Source organism: Microbacterium sp. 18062 (assembly GCF_902706225.1).
GTDB lineage: Bacteria > Actinomycetota > Actinomycetes > Actinomycetales > Microbacteriaceae > Microbacterium.
On the sequence record NZ_CACSKB010000036.1, the window covers coordinates 12,720 to 30,811 of the forward strand.

19 protein-coding genes are annotated in these 18,092 nt (G+C 71.3%); 6 read left to right on the forward strand and 13 right to left on the reverse strand.

All coding sequences use genetic code 11. The annotated features are described in order from the left end of the window. Window positions 1-36 precede the first annotated feature (36 nt). From GVL03_RS13270 to GVL03_RS13295, 6 genes are all read right to left on the reverse strand, one after another. Window positions 37-1,215 (reverse strand): S9 family peptidase, encoded by a 1,179-nt coding sequence (locus GVL03_RS13270; protein ID WP_159501484.1) that lies wholly within the window; start codon window positions 1,213-1,215, stop codon window positions 37-39. Window positions 1,216-1,223: 8 nt separating this feature from the next. Further along, a complete protein-coding gene (locus tag GVL03_RS13275) occupies window positions 1,224-2,012 on the reverse strand; it encodes an SDR family NAD(P)-dependent oxidoreductase (protein WP_159501485.1) in 789 nt (262 codons plus the stop codon). After that, window positions 2,009-2,428: a VOC family protein gene (locus GVL03_RS13280; RefSeq protein ID WP_159501486.1), complete on the reverse strand. Its 420-nt coding sequence runs from the start codon at window positions 2,426-2,428 to the stop codon at window positions 2,009-2,011. The genes GVL03_RS13275 and GVL03_RS13280 overlap by 4 nt, the downstream gene beginning before the upstream one ends. After that, the gene (locus GVL03_RS13285) at window positions 2,425-3,015 is read right to left on the reverse strand and encodes a cupin domain-containing protein (RefSeq protein WP_159501487.1); all 591 of its coding nucleotides are present in this window, start codon (window positions 3,013-3,015) and stop codon (window positions 2,425-2,427) included. The genes GVL03_RS13280 and GVL03_RS13285 overlap by 4 nt, the downstream gene beginning before the upstream one ends. Beyond that, complete coding sequence (locus GVL03_RS13290; protein WP_306770340.1) at window positions 3,012-4,196, reverse strand: FAD-dependent oxidoreductase; 1,185 nt, start codon at window positions 4,194-4,196, stop codon at window positions 3,012-3,014. The genes GVL03_RS13285 and GVL03_RS13290 overlap by 4 nt, the downstream gene beginning before the upstream one ends. A gap of 70 nt (window positions 4,197-4,266) precedes the next feature. Then, entirely contained in the window at window positions 4,267-5,181 is a 915-nt protein-coding gene (locus GVL03_RS13295; RefSeq protein WP_159501489.1) for a LysR family transcriptional regulator, read from the reverse strand. A gap of 104 nt (window positions 5,182-5,285) precedes the next feature. On the opposite strand from GVL03_RS13295, the gene GVL03_RS13300 reads away from it, so the two are divergent. Continuing rightward, window positions 5,286-6,221: a VOC family protein gene (locus tag GVL03_RS13300; protein ID WP_159501490.1), complete on the forward strand. Its 936-nt coding sequence runs from the start codon at window positions 5,286-5,288 to the stop codon at window positions 6,219-6,221. A 35-nt stretch (window positions 6,222-6,256) separates the two neighbouring features. Then, a complete protein-coding gene (locus tag GVL03_RS13305; protein ID WP_159501491.1) occupies window positions 6,257-6,775 on the forward strand; it encodes an RpiB/LacA/LacB family sugar-phosphate isomerase in 519 nt (172 codons plus the stop codon). 23 nt (window positions 6,776-6,798) lie between these two features. Here GVL03_RS13305 and GVL03_RS13310 read toward each other — a convergent pair whose 3' ends face one another. After that, window positions 6,799-8,175, reverse strand: coding sequence for an NADP-dependent succinic semialdehyde dehydrogenase (locus tag GVL03_RS13310; RefSeq protein WP_159501492.1), 1,377 nt, complete (start codon window positions 8,173-8,175; stop codon window positions 6,799-6,801). Between the two features lie 335 nt (window positions 8,176-8,510). Between GVL03_RS13310 and GVL03_RS13315 the strand changes: the two genes are divergently transcribed. The 3 genes from GVL03_RS13315 (at window position 8,511) to GVL03_RS13325 (ending at window position 10,765) form a co-directional block, all read left to right on the forward strand. Beyond that, window positions 8,511-8,804 (forward strand): putative quinol monooxygenase, encoded by a 294-nt coding sequence (locus GVL03_RS13315; protein ID WP_159501493.1) that lies wholly within the window; start codon window positions 8,511-8,513, stop codon window positions 8,802-8,804. Window position 8,805: 1 nt separating this feature from the next. Next, window positions 8,806-9,774: a fumarylacetoacetate hydrolase family protein gene (locus GVL03_RS13320; RefSeq protein WP_200847178.1), complete on the forward strand. Its 969-nt coding sequence runs from the start codon at window positions 8,806-8,808 to the stop codon at window positions 9,772-9,774. Between the two features lie 70 nt (window positions 9,775-9,844). Further along, window positions 9,845-10,765, forward strand: coding sequence for a LysR family transcriptional regulator (locus GVL03_RS13325; RefSeq protein WP_159501494.1), 921 nt, complete (start codon window positions 9,845-9,847; stop codon window positions 10,763-10,765). A 35-nt stretch (window positions 10,766-10,800) separates the two neighbouring features. Here the strand turns inward: GVL03_RS13325 and GVL03_RS13330 are convergent, their stop codons facing one another. From GVL03_RS13330 to GVL03_RS13340, 3 genes are all read right to left on the reverse strand, one after another. Beyond that, window positions 10,801-11,580, reverse strand: coding sequence for a hypothetical protein (locus tag GVL03_RS13330; RefSeq protein WP_159501495.1), 780 nt, complete (start codon window positions 11,578-11,580; stop codon window positions 10,801-10,803). A 197-nt stretch (window positions 11,581-11,777) separates the two neighbouring features. Then, window positions 11,778-12,698, reverse strand: coding sequence for a LysR family transcriptional regulator (locus tag GVL03_RS13335; RefSeq protein ID WP_159501496.1), 921 nt, complete (start codon window positions 12,696-12,698; stop codon window positions 11,778-11,780). Between the two features lie 46 nt (window positions 12,699-12,744). Further along, complete coding sequence (locus GVL03_RS13340) at window positions 12,745-13,665, reverse strand: hypothetical protein (RefSeq protein ID WP_159501497.1); 921 nt, start codon at window positions 13,663-13,665, stop codon at window positions 12,745-12,747. A gap of 167 nt (window positions 13,666-13,832) precedes the next feature. Between GVL03_RS13340 and GVL03_RS13345 the strand changes: the two genes are divergently transcribed. Next, window positions 13,833-14,486, forward strand: coding sequence for a TetR/AcrR family transcriptional regulator (locus GVL03_RS13345; RefSeq protein ID WP_159501498.1), 654 nt, complete (start codon window positions 13,833-13,835; stop codon window positions 14,484-14,486). 47 nt (window positions 14,487-14,533) lie between these two features. On the opposite strand, the gene GVL03_RS13350 is transcribed toward GVL03_RS13345, so the two are convergent. The 3 genes from GVL03_RS13350 to GVL03_RS13360 are packed head-to-tail and all read right to left on the reverse strand — an operon-like array spanning window position 14,534 to window position 18,071. Then, on the reverse strand, window positions 14,534-15,361 hold the full coding sequence (locus tag GVL03_RS13350; RefSeq protein WP_159501499.1) for an ATP-binding cassette domain-containing protein: 828 nt from the start codon (window positions 15,359-15,361) through the stop codon (window positions 14,534-14,536). Then, window positions 15,358-17,133 carry a dipeptide/oligopeptide/nickel ABC transporter permease/ATP-binding protein gene (locus GVL03_RS13355; RefSeq protein ID WP_159501500.1) on the reverse strand — a complete coding sequence of 592 codons (1,776 nt, stop codon included), beginning with the start codon at window positions 17,131-17,133 and terminating at the stop codon, window positions 15,358-15,360. Before GVL03_RS13355 ends, GVL03_RS13350 begins: the two co-directional genes overlap by 4 nt. Further along, on the reverse strand, window positions 17,130-18,071 hold the full coding sequence (locus GVL03_RS13360; protein WP_159501501.1) for an ABC transporter permease: 942 nt from the start codon (window positions 18,069-18,071) through the stop codon (window positions 17,130-17,132). The genes GVL03_RS13355 and GVL03_RS13360 overlap by 4 nt, the downstream gene beginning before the upstream one ends. Window positions 18,072-18,092: the final 21 nt, after the last annotated feature.

The following is an 18,092-nucleotide window of genomic DNA, read 5'->3' on the forward strand; positions in this document are numbered from 1 at the left end:
CGCGTCCACCGGGAACGGCGCGCGGCCGCTCCCGGCTCAGGCCTGCTCGGCGAAGGTCTCGGCGATCCAGTCGGCGGTGAACTCGCCGACGTAGGCCATGTTGTCGATGCCGATGTGCTCGGCGCCGCCCTCATCCCGGGTGAAGATCCGCAGCTCGCGCTTGGGGGAGTTCACCGCGGCCTCGTACTCGTCGTACGCGTACTGCACCGGGATCTGCCGGTCGGCCTCGCCGTGGGTGACCAGGAACGGCACGGTGATCTTCTCGACGACGCCCTCCAGGCGCATGTTCTTCGTCTTCTCGATGAAGTCGGCCTCGTCGGAGGCGCCGAAGACCCAGTAGACGTGATCCCAGTAGTGCGGCACCGGGTTCTCGCCCTCCCGGCGGCGTCGGGCCTCCTGCACGGCGGCCCAGTCGTAGTTCGCGCCCCACGCGACCGCGAGCGCGATGCGCTTGTCGAACGCCGTCGCCCGCGGCACGTAGTAGCCGCCCAGCGACCAGCCGACCAGACCCACGCGGCTCGGGTCGACGTTCAGGCCGGCGGCGTTCTCCTCGACCCAGTCGAGGGTGGACGCGGCCCACACCTCGGTGTCGTAGCGGGCGTGCAGGTCGCGCATGCGCAGCGCCTCGCCGGATCCGGGCGGGTCCATCATCAGCGTCGAGATGCCGCGCCTGGCCAGCTGCTGCGGGAACCCGGAGGTGTACATCATCTCCTTGGTGGAGTCCAGGCCGTTCCACATCACCACGAGCGGGCGCGGGCCGTCACCGGGAGCGCGGTAGAAGTAGCCGGGCAGGGCGGAGCCTTCGGGCGCGTCGTCGCCCGCGTAGGGGATGTCCACGGGGGTCAGCGGCACGTCGCCGAGCTCGACGTGCGCGAGCAGCAGGTCGATCGACTTCTGGTACGCGGCCCTGCGACCCTCCCACTTCGGCGACTGCAGCCGCTCCGCCTGCGAGGTGTACAGCGCCGCGCGGTAGTACTTGTCGGATGCGCCCAGCCGCCAGCCTCGCGCCTGCGCCTCCCGGGCGGCGGTCAGCAGCCGGTCGGCCACGGCCTGCCATGAGCCGTACAGCAGCTCGGTGCCGACGTCGTCGCCGTGCTGGGAGGCCTCGAGCACCGGCCGCGACGCCTTGTCGACGTCGTCGATGAAACCGCCGTTGTTGAGCGACGCGACGACCGCCATGCTCCAGACGTAGTTGGTGGGGAAGTACATGTACATGGGATCTCCTAGGGGAGCTGGGCGCGGACGGCATCGGAGAGGAACGTCGCGACGCCCGAGAGGAACTGGCCGCCGTCGACGCCGACCTCGGCGCCGGTGACGTAGGACGCGGCATCCGACAGCAGGAAGACGACCACGTTCGCGACCTCCTCCGGCTCGCCGCCGCGGTGCAGCGGAGCGATGGCGACGTTCGCGTCGAGGAACGTGCTCGGGGCGCTCGCGGTCATCTCGGTGCGGATGTAGCCGGGGTGCACGAGGTTGACCCGGATGCCGCGGGGCCCGAGCTCGGTGGCGCACGAGTGGGACAGCCCGCGGATGGCCCACTTGCTGGTCGTGTAGGCGGCCGTGTAGTGACCGGTCACGCCCGCCGCGGACCCGATGTTCACGATCGACGAGCCCTCGCCCATGAGCGGCAGGAGGGCCTGGATGCCGAGCATCGCACCCGTGACGTTGATGGCGAGCACGCGGTCCCAGTCGGCGCGGACCACGTCGCCGATGCGGGTGCGCTGGGTGACCCCGGCGTTGTTGACGAGGCCCTTCACCGTCCTCTCGTCGAACGAGTCCGCGAGCGCGCCCCAGCCGGATTCGTCGGTCACATCGAGACGGCGGTAGGTCACGGTTCCGGGCAGCCTCGCGGCTGCGGCGAGCAGCTCCGGGGCGTCGTCGCGCACGTCGGCGGCGACGACATCCGCCCCGTTCGCCGCGAGCAGCAGTGCCTCCTCGGCGCCCTGGCCGCCCGCGGCGCCGGTGACGACGAACAGGCTGCCGTCGAGCCCCGGCAGCCGCACCCCGCTCATGCGCTCACCGGGCCTTCGCGGTCGATCAGCTCGATGAAGTTGCCCTCGGGGTCGGTGACGAAGGCGAAGCGCACGCCGGGCTCGGGCGAGGGGGCCGGCGTCGTGACGACCGTCGCACCGGCGGCGGCGAGTCGGTCGACGACCGCATCCACATCCGTGACACGGAAGCAGAGGTGCCCCCAGCCCTGCGCGAGCAGCTCGTCGGACGGCGTCGTGGCCGGTGTGCGGTGGGTCGAGCCCTTCCGCTCCAGCAGCTCGATCGCGATGTCGTCCGGGCCGAGCAGGAACACCCCGCGCAGCCCGACGGGCGGGATCTCGAAGGCTTTCGCCGAATCGAGGCCGAAGGCCTTCTGATACCAGTCCCGCTGCGCGTCGAGGTCGCGCACCGACAGGCCGACGTGGTCGACGCGCATCATCCGGATGCCCCGTTCTCGGCGTCTGCGCCGCCGGGGCCGTCGTGCGGACCGTGGGTCATGAGCGCGGCGTGGACGTCGTCGGGGAGCACGTCGAGCAGCTCCCGTGCGAACTCGCCGTCGATGAGGACGAAGGCCACGCGGCACACGTGGTCGGTGCGGTTGGCCCAGGCGTGATCCGTGCCGCGCTGGATGGCGATGTCGCCCGCCCTCAGCGTCACCTCGCTGTCGTCGAGGATCAGCACGATCTCCCCCTCCAGCACGATGCCGTAGTCCACCGACCGGGTGCGGTGCACGGGCGACTGGCGGCCCTCCGGGCCGACGTGGCCGGGGAAGAACTCGTTGACGCGGATCTTGGTGCCCCGCGCGGGCGGGGGCACACGGATCGAGCCGACCGTGGGATCGCCCTCGTCGGGGACGATCGGGGCGGGGGCGCCCTCGGTCTGCCACACCTCGTAGAAGCCGACGCCATCCTGCGGCATGAACCGGTGCACGGGTACGAGGCCGTCGGAGACGACAACCGACACGCCGTCGGCGTCGTGCCCCGTCACCACACGGCGGGGCACGGAGAGCGGGCGGAGCCCGCTCATGGCGCCGGAACCAGTGCCATGAGGGCCCGGCCCATCACCCGGCCGGGATCGGCATCCGGCGTTCCCGGGTGCAGCTCCCAGTCGGCGAGCTGCAGCGACGCGTCGACCACGCCCTTGATGCGGGGGAGACGACGCGCGTAGAACTCGGCGAGCTGCGTCTCCCAGTCCCCCTCCGCGGTCACGTGCTCGGCGAACAGCAGCGAGTCCTCCACGCATTGCGCGGCGCCCTGTGCGATCAGCGGCGGCACTGCGTGCACGACCTCGCCGAGCGCGACGACGCGGCCCCGATGCCACGGACCCTCCACGAAGATCCACTCGATCTCCTGGAAGTTCAGGAATGTGTCCTCGGTGATCGACTCCCGCAGATGGTCGAACTCGCCGTGGAAGTCCGCCATGAGCCGCTTGACCTCCTGCCACCCCTCGAGTCCGTTGTCGGGGCGCACCGGCGGGCACAGCACGAAGACATAGCACTGGTCGGCGCTGACCGGCGTGTAGCCGACCTTGTAGGCGCCGCTGTCGTCGGACGGGTAGGCGATGCCGCCGGTCATCCCGGGCAGCCGGGAGGTGACCGCGCGCCAGATGCCCAGGCCGCTCGGTGCGCGATCCTCCGCGATGCCGAGCTTCGGCCGGGTCGGCGACTTGATGCCCTCGGCGACGACGATCACGTCCCAGGTCTCGGTCGTGCCGTCGGAGAGCACCGAGGTCGCCGACTCGGGGCCGGCCTCGTACGAGATCAGCTCACGGCCGAGGCGGATCTCCACCCCGAGCGACTCGGCTTTGGCGACGAGGATCTCGTGCAGATCGGGACGCAGCGCGCCGATCGTCGCGGGCAGGTCGTCGCCGCCGGTGCGCGGGGTCGGCAGCTCTGCCATGACCCGCCCGTCGGCGAAGTACAGGGTGACCGCGTTCTCTGCCTGACCGACCGCGAGCACGTCGTCGATGACGCCGATCTCCTTGAACACGCGTAGTGCGTTGCCCTGGATCGTCAGCCCGTGGCCGACGCGCGCCCACTCCTTCGTGCGGTCGACGAGGGTGACCGCCACCCCGCGCTGCGCGAGCGCGATCGCTGTCGTCAGCCCGGTGAATCCACCGCCGACGATGAGCACGTTCCGAACCGACATCCTCGTCTCCTGCTTTCCGGGACGCGGCTTCGCATCCCATTCCCGGACGCGGCCTCGCATCCCAGCGATGACGCTATGTCGGCGAAGGGGGTCTCACCAATCGTCGAGCGCGATGCCAGCTATCTGGGCCTCAGGCGGGAGCCGATCCCGCCGCGACGAACCCGGCGGCGAACTCGCGGAACCATGAGTGCCCGGCGTCCGGGGAGTGCGCCGGATGCCACCACAGCCGCTGGATGAGCTCGATCGTCGGGAAGGGCGTCGGGACGGCCACGGTCTCCGTGACGGCGGAGTTGAGCTCGACCAGACGCCGGGGCACGACCCCGACCAGGTCGGTGCCGCGGACGATCAGCGGGATCGAGAGCAGGGTCGAGGTCGTCACCCGCACGCGCGGACGCAGATCGAGCTCGTGCATGCGGCGCTCGGCGGGAGTCATGTGGGCCCGCCCGAAGTCGCACCGGATGAAGGGGCTCGCCAGGAGGTCGTCGATGCCGATCTCGCCCCGGGCGACGACGGGGTTGTCCCGGTCGGCGATCACGACGTACTCGTCGCGGAACAGCTCCATGCTCTCGACCTCGATGCCGATCCCGGGCGTCGCGACGATGAAGTCGTGAGCGAGCAGATCGCGCTCGGCCTCCGTGGGCTCGGGCGGCAGCCGGAGGACGTCGAACCGGATGCCCGGTGCCGCCGCCGTCGCCATGCCGAACAGCGGCCGGAGCTCGATCGCCCCGTAGTCGGAGATCTGGATGGTGAAGGCGCGTCGCGTGGTCGCGGGATCGAACGGAACCTCCTGGCCCAGGGCCTGCGCGATGATCGGAAGGGTGAGCTGCACCTGGGGCAGCATCTGCCGCGCGAGCGGAGTGAGCTCGTAGTCCCGGCCGACCCGCACCAGGAGCTCGTCCTGGAACAGCGTGCGCAGCCGCGCCAGCGCCGACGACATCGTCGACTGGCCGACCCCGATCCGTTCCCCGGCCCGGGTGACGTTCGCCTCCTCGAGCAGGGCGCGGAGGGCGACGAGGAGATTGAGATCCGGGTCGCCGCTCGCCACAGATGCATGGTATCCGGCGGCGCCATGGCGACGACGGGGGCGGGCGGCCTACATTCGTGTGATCGCGCCCCGTGCGCCCACGATCCCCTGATGAAAGGTCGACGATGACTGAGCGGCTCGTCTCCCACCTGCGCTACGGCGCACTGGCCGTCCCCGACTTCGAGGTCGAGCGCGACTTCTTCGTGAAGCACTGGGGCCTCACCGAGGTGAGTGCCTCGGACGGTCTCAGCCATCTGGCCGCGGAAGGCTCCGCCGAGCCGTTCATCCTCCGGCTGCGCCGGGACGACAAGCGTGTCGATCTCGCCGGCTTCGGCGTGCGCAGCCGCGCCGACATCCATGCTCTCGCCGACAAGCTGCACGCCGAGGACGTCCGGTTCGTGCACGATCCCCGGGAGCTCACCGGCTTCGGCGGCGGCTACGGCTTCCGTGTCTTCGACGGCGACGGACGGGTGCTCGAGTTCGCGACCGGCTACCAGACCCGCGAGCCCCGCAAGATCCGCGAGCGCGAGCCGATCCCGGTCAAGCTCTCGCACATGGTGTTCAACTCGGCCGACCTCGCCCAGACCGTGCAGTGGTACGTCGACCACCTCGACTTCACCATCTCCGACTCGCTCGTGCGGCCCGACGGGGTGGAGATGATGCACTTCCTGCGCTGCAACCGGAATCATCACTCGATCGCGGTCGCCTCGGGCCCGCATCACTCGCTGCACCACCTGTCGTTCGAGATGCGCGGCATCGAGGAGTGGATGCGCGGCGCCGGCAAGATCCTGCGCGCCGGCACCCGGATGATCTGGGGACCGGGGCGCCACAACGCCGGCGACAACACGTTCGCCTACTTCCTCGACCCCTCCGGCAACACGATCGAGTACACGACCGAGCTCTCGATGGTCGACGACGACGCGTGGGTCGCGAACCGGCACGACATCAGCCGGCTGTCCACCCAGGACCAGTGGGGCACCGCGCAGGAGATGAGCGAGCTCGTCGCGCGCGAGTCGTTCAACGACATCGACAAGGGACTGTTCGTCGCCCCTCCGGTCTGAGCCGGATCCGCACGCTCTCGACACGGAGGTCAGAGATGACACGCATCCACTTCGCCGCCGACCACGGCGGCTACGACCTCGGCAGGGCGCTCCAGGCGCGGGCCGTCGAGGGCGGCTTCGACGTCGTCTGGCACGGCGCGGACGGGATCGACCCGGGCGACGACTACCCGGTCTTCGCGGTGCGCGTCGGGCGCGTGGTCGTCGAGGACCAGGACGCCGGCGTCGACGCCTTCGGCGTGCTCGTCGTCGACGAGGCGAACGCCGGCGTCGTCGCCGCCAACAAGGTCAACGGCGCGCGTGCGGTGACCACGGTCTCGCCCCGCGCCGCCGTCGTCGCCCGCGCCGTGGTGGACGCGAACGTGCTCGTCCTCGACGGCGTCGCGTACGAGGAGTCGGCGTGGCTGAACGTGCACGCGTTCGTCACCTCCCCCATGGAGCAGACCGTCGAGCGGGGCCGTCAGATCCTGCAGATCGAGGAGTACGAGAACGCGGGCACGATCGAGGGCTGGGCCGTCCAGCTCGAGCCCGAGCAGATCGCCGTCCGGCACGAGTGACCGTTGCCCTGCGCCGTGCCCGGTCAGGCCTTCCAGACCGTCTGCAGGTTGCAGAACTCGCGGATGCCGGCGGCGGCCAGCTCGCGGCCGACGCCGGAGTCCTTCACGCCGCCGAAGGGGAGCTCCGGATACGAGGCGGTCATGCCGTTGACGAACACGGCGCCCACGTCGAGGTTGCGCACGAACCAGTCCTCCTCCTCGGCGTCGGTCGTCCACACCGAGGAGCTGAGCCCGAACGTCGTGCCGTTCGCGATCCGTGCCGCCTCCTCGCGGTCCCCGACGCGGTACACCGTGGCGACCGGGCCGAACGCCTCCTCGAGGAACAGGCGCATCCCTGGGGTCACGTCGGCCAGCACCGTCGGCTCGTAGAACCAGCCGTCGCGGTCGGGGACGACGCCGCCGGTGAGCACCGTCGCACCCTTCGCGACGGCATCCGCGACCTGTCCCTCCAGCTCGTCGCGGCCGGACTCGGTGGCGACGGGCCCCACATCGGTGGTCTCCTCGAGCGGGTCCCCGACCGCGAGTGCGGCGACGCCCGCGGTGAACAGGCGGGTGAACTCGTCGTACACGTCGGTGTGGACGATGAACCGCTTGGCCGCGATGCACGACTGGCCGTTGTTCTGGTTGCGCGCCGTGACCGCGACGGACGCCGCCCTGGCGACATCCGCGCTGGCCATCACGACGAAGGGGTCCGAGCCTCCGAGCTCGAGCACGACGTGCTTCACCTCGGAGCCGGCGATCGCGGCGAGCGACCGGCCCGCCGGCTCCGAGCCGGTGAGCGTGGCCGCCTTCACGCGCGGGTCGCGCAGCACCCGCTCCACGTCGGCGGCGGGGATCAGCAGGGTGTGGAAGGCGCCGACGGGGAAGCCCGCCCGCTCGAACAGGGTGCCGAGATAGAGGGCGGCCTGCGGCACGTTCGAGGCGTGCTTGAGCAGTCCTGTGTTGCCGGCCATGAGCGCCGGACCGGCGAAGCGCAGCACCTGCCACAGCGGGTAGTTCCACGGCATGACGGCCAGCACGACCCCGATCGGCGCGTAGCGGGTGCCGGCCGAGGACGCTCCGACCGCGGACGGGTCGGCGAGCGGCTGGGGCGCGAGGAACTCCTCGGCGTGGTCGGCGTAGTAGCGCAGGCCCTTCGCGCACTTGAGGACCTCGGCCCGTGCGGCCTTGATCGGCCGGCCCATCTCGATCGTGATGATCCGGGCGAGCTGCGGGGCGTCGGCCTCGAGCAGCCGTGCGGCCGCGCGCATCCACTCCGCGCGCTGCGCGAACGTCGTGGCGCGCAGCGCGCCGAAGGCCGCATGGGCCTCGGCGATGCGGCGGTCCACCTCGGTCTCGTCGTGCGGCTCGAACTCCTGCTCGGTCCGCCCGGTGAACGGATTGATCGTCGCGATGGCCATGCGTGTGCTCCTCGTCGAGTGGGCGGGACTCCGCGAGCGTACGTCGCGGGAGCGGGCCGCGTCCATCGTCCGTGCCGATGGCTGCCATGGCCGACGTGCCGACGCGCTCACCGGCCGGATCGGCCGAGGGGGGAGGTCGAGGTCGAACGCGAGCACGATGGCCGCGGCGAGCCGCGTCTCCTGGGACTCGTTCAGGAATCCGATCTCGGGTCCCACCGCGTCCGGCGCGATGGGAGGCATCGCCCGCGCGCAGTGGCCCGCGGCATCCCGTGCCCCTAGCGTGAAGGCGATGGGCAGAGCCCGCGACGATGACGACGCCCCGAAAGGAAAACCCCATGGCCTTCGTATGCAGTGCCACCTGGATCGCCAAGCCCGGCGAGGAGGAGACCGTGCGCAGCGCGCTCGAGCAGCTCTCGCCCGCCTCCCGCGAGGAGCCCGGCAACATCTACTACCAGGCGTATCAGAGCCCGGAGGAGCCGAACATCTTCCGCATCTTCGAGGTGTACACCGACGAGGCGGCCTTCAAGGCGCACGCCACCTACCCGCACTTCGAGCAGTGGGCGCTCGGCCGGGCGATCCCCGCGCTCGAGACCCGCCGGCGCGACTTCTACGAGACGCTGGACTTCTGAGGTGGCGCAGTACGCGCGCCACGTGGGGCCGAACGGCATCGTCCACACCGGGCGCGTGCAGCACGGCAAGCTGCAGGACGTGCCGGGCGACCCGGAGATCCTCGATCTGCTCAACGGTCCGGAAGACCTCAAGCGCGACCTGGACCTGCGCGGCGGCCGCCATCAGAGGCTGCCGATCGAGGACGCGGTGTTCGCGGTGCCGGTGCAGCCGCGCGCCATGCGCGACTTCCTGGTCTTCGAGGCGCACATCGCGGGTATGAAGAAGAGCGAGCCGGGCGACGGGTCCGTGCCACCGCAGTGGTACGAGGCCCCGGCGTTCCTGTTCATGAACCCGTGGTCGGTGCTGCCGACCGGCGCCGACATCCCGATGCCTCCGTTCACGCAGAGGCTCGACTTCGAGCTCGAGGTGGCGATGATCGTGAAGGACACCGTCCGCGACGTGCCGATCGAGGAGGCGGCCGAGCACATCGCCGGCTTCTGCCTGCTCAACGACTGGAGCGCGCGCGACATCCAGGGCAAGGAGATGCGGGTGGGCCTGGGTCCTTCGAAGGGCAAGGACTTCGCCAACACGCTCGGTCCGTGGCTCACCACTCCGGACGAGCTGGAGCAGTACCGCGAGGGTGACCGCTACGCCCTGGACATGTCGGTCGCGATCAACGGCGAGGTCGTCGGCGCCGACAACCTGCGCAACATGTCGTGGTCGTTCGAGGAGATGCTCGTGCACGCCTCCCGCGACGCCTGGGTCGGCGCGGGCGACGTGCTGGCGACCGGCACGGCCTCGCAGGGCGCGCTGTCGGAGCGCTGGGCGCGCGCCGGCGGCGAGCTCGTGATCCCGCCCCTGCAGGTGGGTGACGTCGTCACCATGACGGTCCAGGGACTCGGCATCATCGAGAACCGCATCGTCGAGACCGTCAGCCCCGGTCACACGGTGCCGAGCGCACGGCGCACCTACGGCCCGGACCGGCTCTGAGCGTCCCGCCGGAGCGCCGCCGCCGTCTCCTATGCTGAAAAGGAGCGCGCAAGGGGGCGACGTCGACGGCATGGACGACCTGCGGGGCATCGATCTCAATCTCGTCGTCGTGCTCGATGCCATCCTCGCCGAACGCAATCTGACCCGAGCCGGCGAGGTCATCGGCCTCACCCAGCCGGCCATCAGCGGGGCGGTGGCGAAACTGCGCAAGCTCCTCGACGATCCCCTGCTGGTGCGCCGCGGGCGGGTGTCCGAGCTGACGCCGCGGGCGCTCGCGCTCCAGCCCATCGCGCGGGCGGCCGTCACCGAGATCGGGCGCACGCTCAACCTGCGGCCCTTGTTCGACCCGCTCACCAGCGACCGGCGGTTCCGGCTCTCGGCGTCGGACTACGCCCTGTCGGTCATGACGGCGCCGATGCTGGAGGTGCTCGAGCGGGAGGCTCCGCGCGTCTCGGTCGAGTTCGGCCCGATGAGCAACATCGGCCCCATCGACCTGCTGCGCGAGGACGTCACGATCGCCTCGGCCGTGCGGGGTGTGCCGGGCAAGCGGCAGTCCCTCTTCTCCGACACGACCGTGTGCATCGTGCGGCACGACCATCCGCGGATCCGGGACGGCGCGCTGACTCTCGAGGATCTCGCCACCATGCCGTACGTGCAGGTGTCGTTCGCGGACGGCGTGATCATGTACGCCGACGACGCGCTCGCGACCGCGGGGATCAGGCCGCGCGTCGCGCGGACGGTCCCGGGGTTCCTGCCCGTGCCGTTCACCGTGGCCGACACCGATATGTACGGGTTCGTGCCGTTGCGCCTCGCCGAGCTGTACGGGGGTGCGCTCGGCCTGGTGGTCGTGCGCACCCCGTTGCGCCTGCCGGTGCTGGTGGAGTCGGCGTTCTGGCACCCGTCGCGCACGAGCGACCCCGCCCTGACCTGGCTCCTCGGGATCCTCCGCACCGTCGCCGAGCGCGTGGAGTTCGCCTCCGAGGCGGGCTAGGCGCGTGTCCAGGGGAGACGGCCGGACTCGGCGGGTCAGCCGGCCCATCCTCGAACACGTCGGATGGTGGCGGTCTTGGGGTAGGTGCCGGTGGGCGGTCCGATCTCGAAGAGATCGATCATGAGGAAGAGCGGGTAGTCCGGCGCTTGCGGGATGCGCCGAAGCAGGAGTCCCTCGCAACCGATGACGGTTTCTCCGTCGCCCCAGATGACGGTCCAGGTGTGTGATTCGGCGGCGTCGAGAGGCACCGACAACTCGACCATGTCCGTGGTCGTGCGCGGATCGTGGTGAGCCTTCACGCCCGTGCGTGCGTGCGTCGTCTCGCCGATCGCCTCCGCGTCGATCTCGAAGATGCAGATCTCACCCGAGTCGTCGGCGGAGAGATGCTCCGTCCCGACGAGCCAGCCGGCGGTCATGCAGCTCTCGTCCCGGCTGGCCGAGAGCGTGATCTCGATCCGGCCGCGCGAGGGGGCGAAGAGCAGTCGTTGCGGGGTCTCGGCGCGGACGAGGAGCCGGTCGTCGCGATGGCGATGTGTTCCGCGCCGGGAACCGAGGGGACCCGAGAAGGTGCCGGTCTGCAGGTTCGAGACGCGCAACGGAGCATCCTCGGGGCGCCAGTCGGGCTGATCCGCGTCGATCTGCAACTGGATTCCCGCGGCGACAAGGCGATAGCGGGCTTCGGCGCGCTCGGGGGTCGTCCAGTGCGGGAGATAGCTCGGCACCCACCGCTCGGGACTCAGCCCCTCGGAGAAGTCCTCGTCGAGATCCGGGATGCGAGTCGGCGGTGGTGGAATCACCTCGCGCGCGGACGCCATGACCCATGGTCGCACGTGCTCTCATCCCCGCCCAGCCGCAGGCGCCCCAGCTTCCCCGTGCTCGCAGCGAAAGTGCGGTTCACCTGTCGCTTCCGGTCGGTGAGATCGGCGGGACGCGACAGGTCAGCCGGGGCACCGCGCCCCTTCGTCTCGACGCTGCGCTCCTCGCTCACGGACCGAACCCGGAGACTCTCGCATCAGGCGGGCCCGGCGAGCTCGGCCCCGAGCTCTTCGACCAGCCGCTCGCGGAACCAGGTGTGCACCGGGTCCGAGTCGTGGCTGGTGTGCCACCAGAGGTTCAGCGCGATCCCGACCGACCCGAACGGGGCGTCGACGCCGACCGTGCCGGTCAGCGGGCCGAGCCGTTCGGCGAGCGCGCGCGGCACGACGGCGACCAGGTCCGTCCCCGCGACGACCGATGGCAGCGGAAGGAAGGACGAGGTCGTCACGCGCGGCTCCCGCCGGTCGATGCCGAGCTCCCGCAGCCGGCGGTCGGCCGGGGTGAAGTGCAGGCGACCGAACTGGGCGACCGCCTGCGGCAGCGCGACGAAGTCGTCGAACGAGAGCGCGCCGTCGCGCAGCGCCGGGTTGTCCGCATCCAGCAGGCACACGTACTCGTCCTCCAGGAGCGGCAGATGCGGGCCGTCGATCCCGATGCCCGGGACGCCGATGACGAAGTCGTGCGTGACGAGATCCCGTTCGCTCTCCATCGGCCGCTCCGGCAGCGGGAGCAGATCGAGCTGGATGCCGGGCGCCTCGGCGAGGATGCCGGCCAGTGCGCCGCGCAGCCGCATGATGCCGTAGTCGGTCACCATGAGCGTGAGGGTGCGCCGAGCGGTCCGGGGGTCCGGATGCGGCTCGTTCGACAGCACCCGCTCGAGGAGGGGGACCGTGGCCTGCACCTGCGGCAGCAGCAGCCGCGCGAACGGGGTGAGCTCGTAGTCGCGACCCACGCGGACGAGCAGCTCGTCGTCGAAGACGGCCCGCAGGCGGGACAGGGCGGAGCTCATCGACGACTGTCCCAGCTGCACCCGTTGGCCGGCGCGGGTGACGTTGGCCTCCTCGAGGAGCGCCCGCAGGGGGATGAGCAGGTTGAGGTCGTAACCGCCGTTGGTCATGGCCGAATGCTACCGAGCGCGCGGGCCATCGGCAGGGCCCGGTGCGCTACGTCCGGTCGTGCCACGGGGAGCGGCCGCCGGCCGCGGTCAGGCAGTTGAACATGTGCAGGCCCTGCAGCATCCCCGAGTGCAGGCGCAGCACGTGCGTCGAGACCGCCGTCGCCGGCAGCTCCTCGACGACCCGGCGTCCCCGTGCCCAGTCGCCGCGCAGCGTCCGGCGGTGCTGCTCGATCATGGCGGCGGGGACGAAGCAGGACTCGTTCGCATCGCGCACGACGTAGGGCGAGGTGAAGCCGGGCACCAGCCCGGTGACGACGACGATGCCCTGCTCCTCGTCGATCGCGACGATGCGCGCGTCGGGGTCGTAGGGGCGCACGGGCATCAGGCCCGCCTTCATCGACGTCTTCTCGCGGTCGGTGCCGCCGTGCAGCTCCCCGGTCATGAGGAGGTCGATGTAGTCGGGGTCCTCCAGGACGACTCCGCCGAGCTCCATCAGGAGGCAGTCGTCGGAGGGCTCGGGCCCCGTGAGCGAGTCGTCGAAGACCGCCCGGCCGAGCCGTTCGAGCTCGTCGCGGGTCGCGCGCCCGCCGGCCGGGATCTCGCTCGTCCAGCCGGCCGGATACGTGCCGATCTCCTCGGCGAGCATCACGAAGCCGCCGTCGGCGCGTGCGCGCACGTGCGAGAGCTCGGCCTCGCCGACCCGACCGTCCTCGACCTTCAGTCGGGCCCAGAACGTCACCGGCATCCCGCCCTCGTCGAGGCTCGCGGTGACGAACACCTGCCCGAGGACGGGATCGACCACGTACTGGCCGACGCGGTTGACGCCGGTCACCGTCCGCCAGCTGCTGAGCATGCCCGGAGCGCCCGGCACCGAGTTCACGGTCACGGCGTAGCGGTCGGCCCACGGGACGATGCCGGGGTCGCGCTCCACCATGGACTCCAGCAGCAGGTCGGCGAGTTCGCGCACGGCGACGTCCTTTCTCGGGGGCGGGATGCGGCGGTGCCGGCATCCCGGGGGCGTGTTCCACCCTTGCCGATCACCGAATCAGAATCAATATTCTGATTCGTGATATCTCGCTCGCTGATACCCGGAGCCGTGCCGCAGGCGCGATCGGCTGAGAGACTGGTCGGGTGATGACACAGGTGCCCGGTCTCCGCCCTCCCGTGCAGGAGCGGTCGCGTCGAAGCCTCGAACGCATCCTCAACGCGGGCGCCGACGTGCTCAGCGAACGGGGCTACGAGGGCTTCTCCATCGCGGAGGTGTGCCAGCGGGCACAGATCTCCTCCGGCGCGCTCTATTCCCGGTTCGACGGCAAGGACTCGCTCATCCTCGGCATCCACACGCATGTGCTCGGGCGCATCGACGCCGACGCCCGCGAGATGTACCAGCCGGGGCCGCAGTGGGACGGCCTCTCGGTGACGCAGACGATCGAGCTCGCGGTGCGACTGCTCGTCGACCACTTCACGAAGCACGCCGCCATCCTCGGGGTGTTCATCATCATGACCGCGAACGACTCGAGACTGCGCCAGAACACGGCCGAGCCCGCCCAGGCGATCAGCGGCGCGTTCCGCGACCGCCTGCTGGCGCACTCCGCCGAGTTCCCCCATCCCGATCCGGCGGCCGCGGTCGACGCGATCTTCTCGCTCGCGTTCGAGTCTCTGGCCCATCACGTCGCGTTCGGCGGGGAGTTCTGGAACCAGCCGCCCCATCCGATGGCCGAGATCGCCCATCTGCTCCCGCGTCTGGCCCGGTTGCACCTGCTCACCCCGCCGGACCCCGCCGCCTGAGTCGCGCTCCCGCCCGCCGCCGGCACCGTCGCGGGCCCCGCACCTGGTCAGGCGGGCAGCCCGCGCGCGAGCCTGCGGGCGCGCTGGACCACCGGGTCCGGCACCGGGGAGGCGGCGAGCAGCTCCCGGGTGTAGGGGTCCTCCGGCGCCGAGGTGATCCGGTCGCCGTCTCCCGACTCCACGAGGCGCCCGTGGCGCAGCACCGCGACCCGGTGGCAGAGATGGCGCACCACGGCGAGGTCGTGCGAGATGAACAGGTAGGCGACGCCGGTGTCGGCCTGCAGCTCCAGGAGCAGCTCGATGATGCGCGCCTGGGTGGTCAGATCCAGTGCCGACAGGGCCTCGTCGCAGATGATCAGGCGCGGTCCCCGGATGAGGGCACGGGCGATCGCGACGCGCTGGCGCTGTCCGCCGGAGAACTCGTGCGCGTACCGGTTGATGGCGTCGGCGGGCAGATGCACGCGGTCGAGGGCCGCCAGCACGACCGAGCGCACCGCGGCGGACGACGCCCGAGTCAGCAGCAGCGGCTCGCCGAGGATGTCGCCGATCCTCAGCGCCGGGTTGAGCGAGCCGTAGGGGTCCTGGAACACGACCTGCGTCTCGCTGGCCAGCGCGCGTCGTTCGCGCTGTCTCAGGCGGGTGATGTCGCGGCCGTCGAGGCGGATGGTGCCGGTGCTCGGCTCGACCAGGCCCAGCACGGCGCGCCCGAGCGTCGACTTGCCGGAGCCCGACTCCCCGACGAGCCCGACGGCCTCGCCCGCGCGCACGTCGAGCGAGACGTCGTGCAGGGCGGTGAAGGGCGTGCGGGATCCGCGGACACGGAAGTCGACGCGCAGCTCGCGCACGTCGAGCAGGGGCGAGGGACGGTCGCTCACGATCGTCCTCCTTCGCGAGGGGCGGAGCCGCGAGGGGCGGAGTAGGGCTCGCGCGGTGCGGCGCCGGACAGGGTCGAGTCCAGCAGCGTGCGGGTGTACGCCTGGCGGGGCGCGGCGAAGACCTCCTCGACCGTTCCCTGCTCGACGAGGGAGCCATGGCGCAGCACGGCGATCCGGTCGCAGATGTCGGCGGCGACGCCGAGGTCGTGGGTCACCAGCAGGATGGCGAGGCCCCGGGAGCTCTGCAGCCCGCGCAGCACCTCCAGCACCTCCGCCTGCACGGTGACGTCGAGCGCGGTGGTCGGCTCGTCGGCGACGAGCAGCACCGGATCCATCGAGAGGGCGCCGGCGATCAGCACGCGCTGGGCCATTCCGCCGGAGATCTCGTGGGGGTACGACCGCATCGCCTTCTCCGGCTCCCGGATCCTGACGGCCTCGAGCAGCTCGAGGGCGCGGCGCCGGGCGGCCTTCCGCGACAGCCCCCGTACGATGCGCAGCGGCTCGGTGAGCTGGAAGCCGATCGTGAACGACGGGTCGAGGTTGGGGATCGGGTCCTGCGGCACGTAGGCGATGCCTCCGGTGAGGACCTTCCGCGCCCGACGCGGGCTGAGTCCCACGAGCTCCGTGCCGCGGAACAGGATGCTGCCGCTGTCGATCGTCGCCGTCCGCGGCAGCAGTCCCGCGATCGCGAAGGCGATCTGCGATTTGCCGGAGCCGGACTCGCCGACGAGCCCGACGACCTGCCCCGCGTGCACGGCGAGGTCGACGCCCTGCACGACGCGGAGGGGCTCGCCGTCCCGGCCGGTGTAGCCGACGCCGAGGTCGCGGACCTCCAGCAGTGCGGCGCCGGCTCGGCGCGAGGCATCCGCGGCCGGCGTCGCACGGGGCGCGGGCCGCCGTCGGAGGGCGCCGTCGCGCGGGTCGAGGGAGTCGCGCAGTGCGTTCCCCAGGACGATCAGCGCCGCCGTCATCGCGCCGAGGAACAGGGCCGGCCAGAACATGAGCTGCGGGGCCGAGTACACGAGGGCGAAGCTGTCGGCCAGCATCCCGCCCCAGGTCACGGTGCCCGCGCCGAGGCCGAGGAAGTTCAGCGCCGCCTGCACGCCCACCGCCATGCCGGCGACCATCATCGCCTGGATGATGAGCGGCGCGCGGACGGCGCGCAGGATGTGCCGTGTGAGGATCCGCGAGTCGGGGAGCCCGGCGACGCGCGCCGCCTCGACGTAGGGCTCGGCGGCGACGTCGCGCACGGTGGTGCGCACGAGCTGGAAGATCGACGGCGATATCAGCAGGCCGAACGCCGCCATGATCACCAGGATCGACGGGCCGGTGACCGAGCGCAGCGCCAGCAGCACGACGAGGGAGGGCAGCGCCAGCATCAGCGACGCGGCCCACGAGGCGGCCGCATCGACGACTCCCCGGTAGTAGCCGGCGAACAGCCCCGCCAGGCCCCCGATCACGAGCGCGATCGCGAGTACGATGGCGGCCCCGGCCAGGGTGAGGCGGCCGCCGTGCAGCAGCCGCGACCAGATGTCGCGTCCGATGTCGTCGGTGCCGAACGGGTGCGCGGGACTCGGCCCCTGCAGGACGGCGGAGAGGTCCGTGGCGGACGGCGGGATCGGCGCGAACAGGTCGGCGCCCACCACGAGCACGATCAGCAGCACGACGACCGACGCCGAGACCACGGCGAGGGGATTGCGCAGCAGCGCGGGTGCGAGGGCGCCGGGCCTGCGCTTGGCCAGCAGGAGCGTCTCGGTGCGGGGCGCGGTCATCGCATCCTCACCTTCGGGTTGAGCCAGGCGTTGGCCAGGTCGAGCAGGAGGTTGACGGCGACGACCATCGTCACCATGAGGGTGACCACGCCCATGACGACCGGGATGTCGCCGCTGGCGGTGGACGACACGGCGAGACGGCCGATGCCGGGCAGGGCGAAGACCTCCTCGACCACGACGGCGCCGGAGAGCATGCCGACGAACTGCAGGGAGAGGACCGTCAGCGCCGGCGGCGCGGCGTTGCGCAGCAGATGGATGAGGAACAGCCGCCGGGGCGGGAGCGCCCGGCTGCGCAGGGTCCGCACGAACTCCCGGTGGCTCAGATCGATGATGGCGCTGCGCAGCTGCATCGCCGAGCCCGAGATCCCGGCGATCGAGATGGCGGCGACCGGGAGCACGAGCGAGGCGGCCCAGCCGGCGAGATCCTGTTCCGGTCGGACGTAGCCGGTCGCCGGGAGCCAGCGCAGGCCCACCGCGAACACGGTGATCAGGACGAGGGCCACCCAGAACCCGGGCAGAGCGGTGCCGAGCACGGCCACTCCCTGCAGGAGCCGGTCGAGCCATCCGCGGCGCAGCGCCGCAGTGATGCCGACGGCGACCGCGAGCAGGGCCGAGGCGAGGATCGACAGTGTCACGATCGACAGCGTCACCCCGGCCCGCTGCAGGACGGTCTCGGCGACGCCCTGCGAGGTCAGGAACGACGTTCCGAGATCGCCCTGCAGCGCGCGCAGCGCCCACTGGCTGAACTGGTCCCAGATCGGACGGTCCAGGCCCAGCTCGGTCGTCTTCGCCCGTACCTGCTCCTCGCTCGCGTTCGCGCCCACGATCGTGCGGGCGACGTTCGCGCCGCTGAGTGCGAGCATCACGAACACGACCGTCACGGTGGCGGCCAGCAGCACGACGCCGGCGGCGATCCGCTTGAGCAGGTAGACGAGCATGGTGACGCCTTCGGGGGCCGG

Excerpts from the sequence above, each read along its gene's own strand:
- GVL03_RS13270 (WP_159501484.1), bottom strand. The coding sequence starts at position 1,215 with ATGTACATGTACTTCCCCACCAACTACGTCTGGAGCATGGCGGTCGTC.
- GVL03_RS13275 (WP_159501485.1), bottom strand. The coding sequence starts at position 2,012 with ATGAGCGGGGTGCGGCTGCCGGGGCTCGACGGCAGCCTGTTCGTCGTC.
- GVL03_RS13280 (WP_159501486.1), bottom strand. The coding sequence starts at position 2,428 with ATGATGCGCGTCGACCACGTCGGCCTGTCGGTGCGCGACCTCGACGCG.
- GVL03_RS13285 (WP_159501487.1), bottom strand. The coding sequence starts at position 3,015 with ATGAGCGGGCTCCGCCCGCTCTCCGTGCCCCGCCGTGTGGTGACGGGG.
- GVL03_RS13290 (WP_306770340.1), bottom strand. The coding sequence starts at position 4,196 with ATGCGAGGCCGCGTCCGGGAATGGGATGCGAAGCCGCGTCCCGGAAAG.
- GVL03_RS13300 (WP_159501490.1), top strand. The coding sequence starts at position 5,286 with ATGACTGAGCGGCTCGTCTCCCACCTGCGCTACGGCGCACTGGCCGTC.
- GVL03_RS13305 (WP_159501491.1), top strand. The coding sequence starts at position 6,257 with ATGACACGCATCCACTTCGCCGCCGACCACGGCGGCTACGACCTCGGC.
- GVL03_RS13310 (WP_159501492.1), bottom strand. The coding sequence starts at position 8,175 with ATGGCCATCGCGACGATCAATCCGTTCACCGGGCGGACCGAGCAGGAG.
- GVL03_RS13315 (WP_159501493.1), top strand. The coding sequence starts at position 8,511 with ATGGCCTTCGTATGCAGTGCCACCTGGATCGCCAAGCCCGGCGAGGAG.
- GVL03_RS13325 (WP_159501494.1), top strand. The coding sequence starts at position 9,845 with ATGGACGACCTGCGGGGCATCGATCTCAATCTCGTCGTCGTGCTCGAT.
- GVL03_RS13330 (WP_159501495.1), bottom strand. The coding sequence starts at position 11,580 with ATGGCGTCCGCGCGCGAGGTGATTCCACCACCGCCGACTCGCATCCCG.
- GVL03_RS13335 (WP_159501496.1), bottom strand. The coding sequence starts at position 12,698 with ATGACCAACGGCGGTTACGACCTCAACCTGCTCATCCCCCTGCGGGCG.
- GVL03_RS13345 (WP_159501498.1), top strand. The coding sequence starts at position 13,833 with ATGACACAGGTGCCCGGTCTCCGCCCTCCCGTGCAGGAGCGGTCGCGT.
- GVL03_RS13355 (WP_159501500.1), bottom strand. The coding sequence starts at position 17,133 with ATGACCGCGCCCCGCACCGAGACGCTCCTGCTGGCCAAGCGCAGGCCC.
- GVL03_RS13360 (WP_159501501.1), bottom strand. The coding sequence starts at position 18,071 with ATGCTCGTCTACCTGCTCAAGCGGATCGCCGCCGGCGTCGTGCTGCTG.